Origin of the sequence: Pseudomonas sp. JUb52 (assembly GCF_004341115.1) — a bacterium.
GTDB lineage: Bacteria > Pseudomonadota > Gammaproteobacteria > Pseudomonadales > Pseudomonadaceae > Chryseomonas > Chryseomonas oryzihabitans.
Window position 1 is genome coordinate 51,131 of sequence record NZ_SLYS01000002.1, and the last position, 12,106, is coordinate 63,236.

A 12,106-nucleotide genomic window follows, 5' to 3' on the forward strand; every position below is an offset into this window, starting at 1 on the left:
GGCTAGGGCCATCCACGTTTTGGGAGGGCGTCATGAAGGTAGTTTGCTTCAATATCAATGGCTTGCGTGCAAGACCTCATCAACTTTCTGCAATCATCGAACGCTATGAGCCGGATGTGATCGGCCTGCAGGAAACCAAGGTCTCGGATGACCAGTTTCCCCTGGCCGAGGTCGAGGCCCTGGGTTATCACGTGCACTATCATGGCCAGAAGGGTCATTACGGCGTGGCCCTGCTGTCGCGCCTGGCGCCCCTGGAGTTGCACAAGGGCTTTCCCGGCGATGGCGAAGAGTCCCAGAAGAGATTCATCTATGGCGTCTTCGCCGACCGCCAGGGTCAGCCGCTGGTGGTCATGAACGGCTATTTTCCCCAGGGCGAGAACATTGCCCATCCGACAAAATTCCCTGGCAAGAGAAAGTTCTACGCGGATCTTCAGAATCTACTTGAAGAGCGTTTCTCGCCGGACACGCCCTTGCTGCTGATGGGCGACTTCAATATCTCGGCCCAGGATCGCGATATCGGCATCGGCGCCGCCAATGCCAAGCGCTGGCTGCGTACCGGCGCCTGCAGCTTCCAGCCAGAAGAACGCGAATGGATGCAGCGGCTGCTGGGCTGGGGCCTGATCGACAGCTATCGCCAGTTGCATCCGGAAGTCGACGACCGCTTCAGCTGGTTCCCCTATCGCAGCCGCGGTTTCGAGGACGAGCCCAAGCGCGGTCTGCGCATCGACACCATCCTCGCTTCGCGAGTCCTGCGCGAGCGCATCGTCTCCGCCGGAGTGGACTACGAGATCCGCGGCATGGAGAAACCCTCCGACCATGCGCCGATCTGGCTGGAACTGGCGTGAGCGGCTGTCACATCGACGTCATGCGCCATCCCTAAGGTGTCGGCCTCGCCTTTAGGCTCGAGGCCGACCCATGAATTGCTCCGCCCCGGTATTCCGCCGCGCCTTTCTGCGGCGAGCGGTGCTCGCGACCCTGCTTCCGCTGCTGCCCTCACCCCTTTTGGCCAGCGAGTCCATGACCATCCTCCTGCGCCTGCAGGGCTCCAACACCATCAATGCCCGGCTGGGGCCACGGCTGGTCGCGGCCCTGCTCGCCGAACGTGGCTACCGGGATCCGCAGGTGGTGCCCACCACCGTCATGGACGAATGGCAACTGGTGGCCCGAGCCCCGCAGGGCAATACCGTGGCCGTGCAGATCGCGGCCCATGGTTCCAGTACCGGCTTTACCGCCCTGGCCACGGGGGCGACCGATCTCGCGGCGGCCTCACGCCCCATCACCGACAGCGAAGTGAGTGCCCTGGCCAAGCTGGGTGACCTGCGCAGCAAGGAGGCGGAATACGTCATCGGCCTGGATGGCCTGGCGATCATCGTGCATCCCGGCAATCCGCTGCGGGAACTCGATCTGCAGCAGTTGGCGCAGGTCTTTTCCGGCGACATTGTCGACTGGCAACAACTGGGCGGCACGCCCGGCCCGATCCGGCTCTACGCGCGGGATGATCGCTCGGGCACCTACGACACCTTTCGCGAGCTGGTCCTTAATCCGGCCGGCAAACGCCTGAGCGCCGCCGCCCGGCGCTTCGAGTCCAACGAAGAATTGGCGCAGCGGGTGGCCGACGACCCTGCCGGCATAGGCTTCACCAGCCTGGCGGCGGCTGCCGGGGCGCCAAAACTCGCCCTGCGCGACGGCGAAGGCCGCGCCATCGCGCCCAGCGAAGCCAGCATCGCCACCGAAGACTATCCGCTCGCCCGCCGCCTCTTCCTTTATGCGCCGCCGGCTCAGCGTTCGGATTGGACGCGGAGCCTCTTGGAATTCAGCCAGACCCCGGCGGGCCAGGCGGTGGTGCAGCAAAGCGGCTTCGTCGCCCAGCGCATCGAGCCTCTGACCATAGGCGACACTCGCGGCATGCCGCCCGCCTACAGCGAGCTGGCGCTTCGGGCGCAGCGCCTCACGGTCAACTTCCGCTTCACCGCCGGCAGCGCACGCTTGGACAACAAGGCGCTACGCGATGTCGAGCGACTGGCCGCCTTTATGCGCCAGCCCGAGAACGCCAACCGGCAGCTGATCCTGGTGGGCTTCAACGACGCCACCGAGGATCCGGCACGGGCATCTCTGCTGGCGCGTCTGCGGGCCACCGCGGTGGCCACAGCGCTGCGGCATCAGCAGGCCTTCGCCAGCGAACTGCTTTCCCTGGGCGACCAGTTGCCGGTTGCCGGGCTATCGGCCAATGGCCGAGTGAAGAACCGGCGCGTCGAGGCCTGGATCCATTAGCGATCGCCTGGCTGGTTCTCTTGCGGGAAACGGTAAGAAGCAACGGACGGCGTGGTCGCCTTCGTGGGCAGAGGGCAGTTGCCAAGTCACCTGGATACAGGTGCCGATTGCGTTTCAAGCGCTACACCATACTTAAAGTGATTTCTCACATAGCGCCTAGATTCAACACTAACAAAATCTCTCAACCCCATGTTTTTGAATGACTTTTAAATAATAAAAGACTTCAATTGCACGCGCTTAACGGGATACAGGCGCCACCCCTTCCAATCCCTGTACGGATTCGCCAGGCTTGATCCCGCGCGCCGCAAACCAGCCGGCCTGGGCTTCCAGCGCATAGCGCGCCGGCGCCCTCGAGCAGTGCCGGGTATCGGTCTGCGGCTGCATCTCCACCGTGTTGAGGATCCTGCCGCTGGCATCGATGAAGGCGGCCGCCAGGGCGCTGGGGGTATCGCGCATCCACAGGCAGCGCTCGTCATCCCCGGCAAAGACGAACAGCATGCCCTCGCGGGCAGCCAGCGGCGGTCGCCCCATCAGTCCCTGGGCCCGTTGCGCCGGCGTCGCCGCCACCTCGACGGTCAGGCGCTGCCCACCGATCCGCAATTCGACCCCCTGTGCCGCCCAGGCCGGCACGGCCACCAGCGTGGCCAGCAACAGCGCGCCAAGCCGGCACGGGCCCAGCCGCCGTTTCGCTCGCTTTCGAGCATGGACAAAAAATGTCATCGCATGTGACCTTTACCTGGCGAAAGCAATCTATCCCACATTGTCAGACAACCTCTCGAGTCCGATGTCGACCGCCAGCCTACCGCCCGCACCCTCACCCGCTCTGGCCACCCGCATCACCCTGGGTACGGTGCTCTTCACCTTTATCGCCTACCTTACCATCGGCATTCCCCTGGCCGTGCTGCCGGGCTATGTCCACGACCAGCTGGGTTTCAACTCCATCATCGCCGGCCTGGTGATCAGCAGTCAGTACCTGGCGACGCTGTTCTCGCGCTCGCATGCCGGGCGCATCATCGACACCGTCGGCGCCAAGCAGTCGGTGCTCTACGGCATGCTCGGCTGCGGGCTCAGCGGGGTACTGATGCTGGCATCGGTGCTCCTGCAGGCCTGGCCCTGGGTCAGCCTCGTCGCCCTGTTGCTCGGCCGACTGGTGCTGGGCTGCGCCGAAAGCCTCTCGGGTACCGGCGCCATCTCCTGGGCGATCGGCCGGGTCGGCCCGGCCAACACCGCCAAGGTGATCTCCTGGAACGGCGTCGCCAGCTATGGCGCCCTGGCCATAGGCGCGCCGCTGGGCGTGGTCCTGGTGGATACCCTGGGGTTGTGGATCATGGGCGTCAGCATCATCGGCCTGGCCGCCCTGGGCTATCGCATCGCCAAGCCCCGTCCGCCCATCGTTCCGGTCCGCGGCGAGCGCCTGCCCTTCACCACGGTGCTGGGCCGGGTCCTGCCCTTCGGGCTCGGCCTGGCGCTGGGCGGCATCGGCTTCGGCACCCTGGCGACCTTCATCACCCTCTATTACGCCAGTCAGGGCTGGAGCGGCGCGGCCCTGTGCCTGACCGTGTTCGGTTCCTTCTTCATCGGGGTGCGCCTGGTCTGCGCCAACGCCATCAATCGTCACGGTGGCTTTCGCGTCGCCATCGTCAGCCTGGCGGTGGAAGCCGTCGGTCTGGCCGTCCTCTGGCTGGCCCCCAGCGTGACCACCGCCCTGGTGGGCGCCGCCCTCACCGGGATCGGCTTCTCGCTGGTGTTCCCGGCGCTGGCCGTGGAAGCGGTGCAGCGGGTGCCGTCCTCCAACCGGGGCGCCGCCCTGGCCGGCTATTCGGTGTTCATCGACCTCTCCCTGGCGGTGACCGGTCCGCTGATCGGGGCCGTGGCCACCCATTTCGGCTATGCCGCGAGCTTTCTCTGCGCCGCGCTGGCCGCGCTGGCAGGCCTGGCGCTCAGCGTTCGCCTCCTTTGCCGTTTCGACGAGTCCTCTCGAGAACAGCCATGACCACGACCGCCCCACCCGCCAGCTCCCTTGCCGTCACGCTGCGTATCGTCTCCATCGTCGTCTTCAGCTTTCTGCTGTTCCTGGCGATCGGCCTGCCGCTGGCGATCCTGCCGGGCTATGTGCACGACGATCTCGGCTACGGTTCGGTCATCGCGGGACTGGCGATCAGCATCCAGTACCTCGCCACCCTCTTCACCCGGCCCCTGGCCGGCAAGCTGGCCGACAGCATCGGCGCCAAGCGTGGGGTGATCTACGGGCTGTTCGGCTGCGTCGCCTGTGGCGTGCTCACGCTTCTGGCCACCTCGCTGCAAAGCGTGCCTGGCCTGAGCCTGGGCCTGCTGATCGTCGGCAGGATCATCCTCGGCATGTCCCAGGCCATGATAGGCACCGGCTGCCTGAGCTGGGGCATGGGCAGCGTCGGCATGCAGCACGTCAGCAAGGTGATCTCCTGGAATGGCATCGCGGCCTATGGCGCCCTAGCCCTGGGTGCTCCGCTGGGCGTAGCCATGGTCGCAGGCCTGGGCCTGTGGAGCCTGGGCGTGGCCATTGCGCTGCTAGGCGCGCTGGGCCTGGCCCTGGCCTGGAACAAGGAGCCGGCGCCGGTGATTCCCGGTGAGCGACTGCCCTTTCACAAGGTGTTCTGGCGCATCAGCCCCTTCGGCCTCTGCCTGCTGCTGAGCTCCATCGGCTTTGGCGCCATCGCCACCTTCGTCACGCTCTACTACGCGAGCAACGGCTGGCCAAATGCCGCCTTCTGCCTGACCGCCTTTGGCGCCGCCTTCATCTGCGCGCGACTGCTGTTCGCCGGCACCATCAACAAGCTGGGTGGCTTTCGGGTCGCCCTGGCCTGTTTCACCGTCGAGACCCTGGGTCTGCTGCTGCTCTGGCTGGCGGTCACGCCGCAGATGGCACTGATCGGCGCGGCCATGGCCGGGTTCGGGCTGTCGCTGGTCTATCCGGCCCTGGGGGTGGAAGCCATCGTCAAGGTACCGCCCACCAATCGCAGTGCTGCCCTGGGCGCCTATTCGCTGTGCCTGGATCTGGCCCTGGGCATCACCGGCCCGCTGGCCGGAGCCATCGCCAACGGCTTCGGTTTCAGCGCCATCTTCCTCTTCGCCGGCCTCATGGCCCTGGCCGGCCTCGGGCTCAGCGCCCTGCTCTATCACCGAGCGCTGCGCGAACGCCCTGACCTGGCGCAGGCCTGACCGGCAGGTGAGAGCGGATCCGCGCCTACAGCGGACCGGGATCCGGAATCGGCGCCGGCGGCTTGGCCGGCTCGGTCAGGTTCTCGACGACTTCGTCGGGGATCTCGGTATCGATCTCCTCGTCAGCCATGTCGGAATCGTTCAGCGGTGCCTGATCGCCGCCCAGCCAGAGGGCGAGCGGGGACGTGGTATCGGGCGCGGGAGAAAGAGAAAGGATCATGCCGTGGCTCCTGTGCCGGTCGGTCTCAGAGGTTAGTAGGTCGGCGGCGCCAGATGTTTCATCCGGACGCTTACCGCACGTCGCCCGACCGCCAAGCGGCGTCGACCCCTTGCCAGAGCCTTCGCACGAATCAGCTGCCTGGACGGAGAGGCCAATGCCTAAAAAGATGAGTGCTGATCCGGGCCAATGGCCAGCAGCCTGGCCCGAGGCTGACTAGACTTCAGGGATTCCCCCACTCCGGACTGCCTGCCTATGGATACGCCGACCCGCTCCGCCAGCACCCCGAACCTGCTCGCCGTCGTGGCCGAGGACGAACTGCTGCTCCAGGCCCTGGTCCGCGAGGTCCTCAAGCAGGAAGGCTTCCATGTGGAAACCTTCGGCACCGCCGATGCCGCCCTGCAGTTTCTGGAGCTGCACTGGCAGCAGGTCAATGTGGTGGTGTCCAACGTGCGGATGCCGGGCGTGATCGATGGCGTCCAGTTGGCCAGGATCGTCAGCGAGCGCTGGCCCGCGGTCCCCTTCGTGCTGATGTCCGGCTATGCCGGCCTGAGAAATGACATTCCGTCCGGGGTGCCCTTCCTGCACAAGCCCTGGACGCTGGACCAGCTGACCGAAGCGGTCTGGAAGGTGGTACCCCGGCCTGGCACCCCCGGTCCGACCGCCCGCTAGTCCAGCGACACCCGGCCGCCGCCTGCCCCGTACAAAGGTCCTCGCAGCTATGACACAATAGGCGGCATGTCGGGCGCCGCCCGCCTTTACCGCAGCCCAGCCAGGCCGCCGCGCATCGTCGCGACCCCTCGACCCTGCCCGCTGGGGCTCTGCCCATCCGATCGAAACGCCCTGCCCAAGCCGCCCGCCGGCTCGGGCTGCAGGCGAGCTCCGGTCTGAAACCCCAACAGGTAACCCCCTTGATCTCCACCGCTAACATCACCATGCAGTTTGGCGCCAAGCCGCTGTTCGAGAACGTATCCGTCAAATTCGGCAACGGCCATCGCTACGGCCTGATCGGCGCCAACGGCTGCGGCAAGTCCACCTTCATGAAGATTCTTGGCGGTGACCTGGAGCCCACCGGCGGCCAGGTGATGCTCGAACCCAATGTGCGCCTGGGCAAGCTGCGCCAGGACCAGTTCGCCTACGAAGACTGCACGGTCATCGACACCGTGATCATGGGCCACGCCGAACTGGCCAAGGTCAAGGCCGAGCGCGACCGCATCTATTCCCTGCCGGAAATGAGCGAAGACGACGGCATGGCCGTGGCCGAACTGGAGGTGCAGTTCGCCGAATTCGACGGCTACACCGCCGAAGCCCGTGCCGGCGAACTGCTGCTGGGCCTCGGCATCCCCCAGGATCAGCACTTCGGCCCCATGAGCGCCGTCGCCCCGGGCTGGAAGCTGCGGGTGCTGCTGGCCCAGGCGCTCTTCTCCGATCCGGAATTGCTGCTGCTCGACGAACCGACCAACCACCTGGACATCAACACCATCCGCTGGCTGGAAGGCATCCTGGTCGCCCGCAACAGCACCATGATCATCATTTCCCACGATCGCCACTTCCTGAACAGCGTCTGCACCCACATGGCCGACCTGGATTACGGCGAACTGCGCCTGTTCCCCGGCAACTACGACGAGTACATGACCGCGGCCACCCAGGCCCGCGAGCGCCTGCTGTCGGACAACGCCAAGAAGAAGGCCCAGATCGCCGAACTGCAGCAGTTCGTCAGCCGCTTCTCGGCCAACGCCTCCAAGGCCAAGCAGGCCACCAGCCGGGCGCGCCAGATCGACAAGATCCAGCTGGACGAGGTCAAGCCCTCCAGCCGCGTCAGCCCCTTCATCCGCTTCGAGCAATACAAGAAGCTGCACCGCCAGGCGGTGACCCTGGAAAACGTCACCCAGGGCTTCGACGGTACCCCGCTGTTCAAGCGCCTCGGCCTGCAGATCGAGGCCGGCGAGCGGGTCGCCATCATCGGCCCCAACGGGATCGGCAAGACCACCCTGCTGCGCACCCTGGTGGGCGAGATGGCGCCGCAGAGCGGCGAGGTGAAGTGGACCGACAGCGCGGACGTGGGCTACTTCGCCCAGGATCACGCCGAGGACTTCGCCGACGACGTCACCCTGTTCGACTGGATGGGCCAGTGGACCCAGGGCGGCGAACAGCTGGTGCGCGGCACCCTGGGTCGCATGCTGTTCTCCAGCGACGACATCCAGAAGTCGGTCAAGGTCATCTCCGGTGGCGAGCAGGGTCGCATGCTGTTCGGCAAGCTGATCCTGAAGAAGCCCAACGTGCTGGTGATGGACGAACCCACCAACCACCTGGACATGGAATCCATCGAAGCGCTGAACCTGGCGCTGGAAAACTATCCGGGCACCCTGATCTTCGTCAGCCATGACCGCGAATTCGTCTCCTCGCTGGCCACCCGCATCCTCGACATGAGCGAGGCCGGGGTGGTGGATTTCAGCGGCAGCTACGACGACTACCTGCGCAGCCAGGGCATCAGCGGCTGACCCCGGGCTCGTGTAGTGGGTCGCGCCACCCACTACACGAACAAAATAGATGGTGCCCTAAGCAGTTACCCTAGGTATCATTTCGCACCGAAACGGGTACTCGACCAGGATCGCCGCGATCATCACCTATCGTTTGCGCCGGGAGACCAGGGGTCTCCTGCCACGTCTCGTAACACGTAGCGCCCCCTTCCGGCACGCTCGACGGGTTCCCTGTCGCATCCTGATCTTCCCGCCTGGTACCGGCCTCCGCCGGTCCGCCAGGACCCTTGCTCCCCACTCAATAAATCAGAACATTGCCGGACGGCCGCTGTCGCAACTGACTGCCATGCCCTACCGGTTGCTCGCCCCTGCCCGGCCGTTCGCGGTCGGCCCGGGGTTGCCCAACTCGAGAGCGGGCTCCGACGCCCGCTCTCCCTCAGGTGTAAAGCGAGACACTGTCTCAGGAGTACGATGAATGCACAGTGGTAACGAAGAGTCGGATTTCGTTTTCGTCGGCGCGGGAATCATGAGCGCGACCCTGGCGGTCATGCTCAAGGAACTGGAGCCCACGAGCACCGTCGAGGTGCTCGAATTGCTCGACGTAGGCGCGGCGGAGAGTTCCAACCCCTGGAACAACGCCGGAACCGGCCATGCGGCCCTCTGCGAGCTGAACTACACGCCGGAAAAGGCGGACGGCAGCATCGACATCACCAAGGCCCTCAGCATCAACGGGATGTTCGAGGCCTCCAAGCAGTTCTGGTCCTACCTGGTCGAGGAAGGCCATTTCGGCTCGCCGCGCGCCTTCATCAGCCCGGTGCCACACATGTCCTTCGTCCATGGCGCCAAGGACATGGCCTTCCTGCGCAAGCGCTACGAGGCCCTCAAGGACCACGCCTGCTTCGACGGCATGGAGTATTCCGAGGATCACGCCAAGCTGCGCGAGTGGATGCCCCTGGTGATGGAAGGCCGGCCGGCCACCGAAGCCGTGGCCGCGACCCATGTGGCCGGCGGTACCGACGTCAACTTCGGCGCCCTGACCATGAGCCTGCTGGGTCACCTGCAGACCCGTCCCGGCACCCAGGTCCGCTACAACCAGAAGGTGGTGGACCTGACCCGCGAGGCCGACCAGCGCTGGCGCCTGACCATCGAGGACAGCCGTTCCGGTGCCACCCGCACCCTGATCGCCAAGTTCGTCTTCCTCGGCGCCGGTGGCGCGGCCCTGCCGCTGCTGCAGAAGTCCGGCATCCCCGAGGGCGCCGGCTACGGTGGCTTCCCGGTGAGCGGCCAATGGCTGCGCTGCGACGATCCGCACATCGTCGAACGGCACCAGGCCAAGGTCTACGGCCTGGCCGGCGTCAACTCGCCGCCGATGTCGGTCCCGCACCTGGACACCCGGGTGGTGGATGGCAAGAAGTCCCTGCTGTTCGGACCCTTCGCCGGCTTCACCACCAAGTTCCTCAAGCGCGGCTCCTTCCTCGACCTGCCCAAGTCGATCAAGTCGGGCAACATCGGCCCCATGCTCGCCGTGGCGCGGGACAACATGCCGCTGACCCGCTACCTGGTCGGCCAGGTGCTGCAATCCTTCGACCAGCGCGTCGAGGAACTGCGGGCCTTCTACCCGGCCGTGCGCAAGCAGGACTGGCGCCTGGAAGTGGCCGGCCAGCGGGTGCAGATCATCAAGAAGGACCCGCAGAAAGGCGGCGTGCTGCAATTCGGCACCGAGATCGTCGCCTCCGGCGACGGCACCATCGCCGCGCTGCTGGGCGCTTCCCCGGGTGCCTCCACCTCGGTGTCCATCATGCTGACCCTGGTCGAGCGCTGCTTCCCCAGCCGCTTCCAGAGCGAAGACTGGCAGGCCAAGCTGCGCGCCATGTTCCCGGCCTTCGGTCACAAGCTGGCGGAAGAGCCTGAACTGCTGCGCGAAGTGCGCGAGCGCACCACCCGCGTGCTGCAACTCGACCAGCCGGCCTGACCCCACCGGGATGGCCCACTGGCGGGCCATCCCTGCTCCTGACCTCCCCACCCCGTCCAGACAACCCCCCTCTCCCCCAGGGAGAGGGTTGGGGTGAGGAGCTATCGCTATCAGACGCCTACCTAATCCCCCAGCGCCGCGCCCTCCCGCCGCGGATCGGCACCTCCCTGCCAACCTGAGCCCACCCGGCGGATGACCTGGATGCCACTGGTCATCTCGTCTTCGCGCACCTGGTGCCCACGTTGCTCCAGCGCCTGGCGCAGGGCCGGCGTGGTCTCGCCGCGCTCCAGTTCGGTGGGGCCGTTACGGCTGCCGAAATTGGGCAGGCCCGCGGCCGCCTGGGGATCCAGCTGCCAGTCCAGCAAGCCGACCAGGGTCTTGACCACATAGCCAGCGATCTGCGAGCCGCCCGGCGAGCCCAGGGCCGCCAGCAGCTCGCCACTCTGGCGATCGAACACCAGCGTCGGCGACATGGTCGAGCGCGGTCGCTTGCCCGGCTCCACCCGGTTGGCCACCGCCAGGCCCTTCTCCCGTGGCACGAAGGAAAAGTCCGTCAGCTGATTGTTGAGCATGAAGCCCTTCACCATCAGGTGGGAGCCGAAGTAGCTCTCCACCGTGGTGGTCATTGACAGGGCGCCACCCCAGGCATCCGCCGCCACCACCTGGGAGGTGGAGATGCGCAGCGGCGAGCGATCCGGTGCCCAGGCCAGGGTCGGGCCGGGCGGAACCCCCGGCGCGGCCTTGCCCAGGCTGCGCTCCCCGACCTGCTGCGCACGACTGGCCAGATACCCGGGATCGAGCAGACCCTTGACGTTGACCGGCACCAGCTCCGGATCGGCCACGTACTGGGCGCGATCGGCATAGGCCAGGCGCTCAGCCTCGGCGATCAAATGCACGGCTTCGGGACGCGGCTCCTGGCCCGCCGGCAGCGCAGTCGGTACTGGCCGCAATGGCGCCAGGGCCCAGGCCGGATCACGGGCCTCCAGGGCCTGGAGAATGCCCAGGGTCTGGGCCACGGTGATGCCGCCGGCGGGCGGTGGCATGCCGCAGACGCGCCAGCGCTGGTAGTCGGTGCACAGCGGCGTACGCGCCTTGGCGCGATAACCGGCCAGGTCCTGAAGACTCAGGCTGCCGGGATTGGGGCTCTCCTGCACGGCCTTGGCGATGGCCTGGGCCAGGTCGCCGCGATAGAGCGCCCCGGCGCCGTCCCGGGCGATCAGCGCCAGGGTATCGGCCAATTCCGGGTTGCGCAGCCGGGTGCCCACCGGCTTCACCTGGCCCTGGGCATCCAGGTAGAGCCCGGCCATACCCGGTGACTGCTTGAGGAAGGGGTCGTGGAGCAGCTGGTTATGCAGCCGCGGCGACAACGGGAAACCCTCCCGGGCCAGGCGGATGGCCGGCTCGAACAGCACCTGCCAGGCCAGCTTGCCGTGGTCGCGATGCGCCAGCTCCAGCGCGCGCAGCACCCCGGGCACCCCGACCGAACGACCGCCGATCCGTGCCTCCGCGAAGGCCATGGGGCTGCCATCCGGGTGCAGGAAGAGCCTTTCCGTGGCCCCGGCTGGCGCGGTCTCGCGACCGTCGTAGGCCTGGACCTTGCGGCCGTCCCAATAGAGCAGGAAGGCGCCGCCGCCAATCCCGGAAGATTGCGGCTCGACCAGGGTCAGGACCGCCTGCATGGCGATGGCGGCATCGATGGCCGAGCCGCCCTGGCGCAGGATCTCCCGGCCGGCCTCGGCGGCCAGGGGATTGGCCGCGGCCGCCATCTGCCGGGTGGCTGCGCTGGCCGTCAGCCCGGGGCGGTAACCGGAACCGGCCTCGGGGGCCGTGGGCAGGGAGGTCTCGCGACCCTGGCTACAGGCGGCCAGGGTCAGGAACAGGAAAAGGGGCGTGAGGATCGACAGAGGGGTTCGCAACGGGGGGCTCCTGGGCAACGGGGGCTTTCGCCCGCCAAGCCTAGCCCATCAC

The 12,106-nt window shown here is 66.7% G+C and carries 10 protein-coding genes; 7 read left to right on the forward strand and 3 right to left on the reverse strand.

Features of this window, described 5'->3' with window-relative positions; all coding sequences use genetic code 11:
- Positions 1-32 precede the first annotated feature (32 nt).
- The gene (xthA, locus tag EC839_RS03410; RefSeq protein WP_007158422.1) at positions 33-845 is read left to right on the forward strand and encodes an exodeoxyribonuclease III; all 813 of its coding nucleotides are present in this window, start codon (positions 33-35) and stop codon (positions 843-845) included.
- A gap of 70 nt (positions 846-915) precedes the next feature.
- Entirely contained in the window at positions 916-2,271 is a 1,356-nt protein-coding gene (locus EC839_RS03415) for a substrate-binding domain-containing protein (protein ID WP_007158423.1), read from the forward strand.
- Between the two features lie 237 nt (positions 2,272-2,508).
- Here EC839_RS03415 and EC839_RS03420 read toward each other — a convergent pair whose 3' ends face one another.
- Positions 2,509-2,922: a DUF192 domain-containing protein gene (locus EC839_RS03420; protein WP_007158424.1), complete on the reverse strand. Its 414-nt coding sequence runs from the start codon at positions 2,920-2,922 to the stop codon at positions 2,509-2,511.
- 133 nt (positions 2,923-3,055) lie between these two features.
- Between EC839_RS03420 and EC839_RS03425 the strand changes: the two genes are divergently transcribed.
- Together EC839_RS03425 and EC839_RS03430 are read left to right on the forward strand one after the other, a co-directional pair.
- The gene (locus EC839_RS03425) at positions 3,056-4,264 is read left to right on the forward strand and encodes an MFS transporter (protein ID WP_077172780.1); all 1,209 of its coding nucleotides are present in this window, start codon (positions 3,056-3,058) and stop codon (positions 4,262-4,264) included.
- Complete coding sequence (locus EC839_RS03430) at positions 4,261-5,469, forward strand: MFS transporter (protein ID WP_007158426.1); 1,209 nt, start codon at positions 4,261-4,263, stop codon at positions 5,467-5,469. The genes EC839_RS03425 and EC839_RS03430 overlap by 4 nt, the downstream gene beginning before the upstream one ends.
- Positions 5,470-5,494: 25 nt before the next feature.
- On the opposite strand, the gene EC839_RS03435 is transcribed toward EC839_RS03430, so the two are convergent.
- Positions 5,495-5,689 carry a hypothetical protein gene (locus EC839_RS03435; protein ID WP_007158427.1) on the reverse strand — a complete coding sequence of 65 codons (195 nt, stop codon included), beginning with the start codon at positions 5,687-5,689 and terminating at the stop codon, positions 5,495-5,497.
- Positions 5,690-5,941: 252 nt separating this feature from the next.
- On the opposite strand from EC839_RS03435, the gene EC839_RS03440 reads away from it, so the two are divergent.
- The 3 genes from EC839_RS03440 to mqo all read left to right on the forward strand — a co-directional run bounded on the left by EC839_RS03440 (position 5,942) and on the right by mqo (position 10,138).
- A complete protein-coding gene (locus EC839_RS03440) occupies positions 5,942-6,358 on the forward strand; it encodes a response regulator (protein WP_007158428.1) in 417 nt (138 codons plus the stop codon).
- 239 nt (positions 6,359-6,597) lie between these two features.
- Positions 6,598-8,187, forward strand: a complete 1,590-nt coding sequence (locus tag EC839_RS03445; RefSeq protein ID WP_007158429.1) for an ABC-F family ATPase — start codon at positions 6,598-6,600, stop codon at positions 8,185-8,187.
- Positions 8,188-8,641: 454 nt separating this feature from the next.
- Positions 8,642-10,138: a malate dehydrogenase (quinone) gene (mqo, locus tag EC839_RS03450; protein ID WP_007158430.1), complete on the forward strand. Its 1,497-nt coding sequence runs from the start codon at positions 8,642-8,644 to the stop codon at positions 10,136-10,138.
- Positions 10,139-10,260: 122 nt separating this feature from the next.
- Here mqo and EC839_RS03455 read toward each other — a convergent pair whose 3' ends face one another.
- Positions 10,261-12,072: a gamma-glutamyltransferase family protein gene (locus EC839_RS03455; protein ID WP_051119416.1), complete on the reverse strand. Its 1,812-nt coding sequence runs from the start codon at positions 12,070-12,072 to the stop codon at positions 10,261-10,263.
- Positions 12,073-12,106: the final 34 nt, after the last annotated feature.